This is a genomic window from Mesorhizobium tamadayense, assembly GCF_003863365.1.
GTDB classification, from domain to species: domain Bacteria; phylum Pseudomonadota; class Alphaproteobacteria; order Rhizobiales; family Rhizobiaceae; genus Mesorhizobium; species Mesorhizobium tamadayense.
This window is the reverse complement of the sequence record NZ_RQXT01000271.1, coordinates 1-344: the sequence shown is the minus strand read 5'-3', so window position 1 is coordinate 344 and position 344 is coordinate 1. Positions and strand designations below refer to the sequence as shown.

1 protein-coding gene is annotated in these 344 nt (G+C 60.5%); it reads left to right on the top strand.

The annotated features are described in order from the left end of the window. Positions 1-108: 108 nt before the first annotated feature. On the top strand, positions 109-344 hold a 236-nt coding region (locus EH240_RS37630), incomplete at its 3' end, for an EAL domain-containing protein (protein ID WP_342634133.1).

Below are 344 nucleotides of genomic sequence, written 5' to 3'. Positions count from 1 at the left end.
TTTCCGAACGATGCACCCGATCGGGAGACGCTTCTGAGCCATGCCGACGCTGCGCTCTACGAGGCAAAGATGCAGGGGCGTGGCCTTTATTGCGTTTTCGAGCCGTCCATGGGTGAGCATCTGCGCGATCGTCGCCAGTTCGAGCACGACATTCGTCACGCGATCTCGCGCAAGGAGCTCCGCCTCGTCTATCAACCGCAGGCGCAACTCGTATCCAACGAGATATTCGGTTTCGAAGCGCTGCTCCGGTGGGATCATCCGGAACGCGGCGCAGTTCCGCCCGCGGTGTTCATCCCGATCGCGGAAGAATGTGGCGCCATTCTGAAGATCGGTGAGTGGGTGCT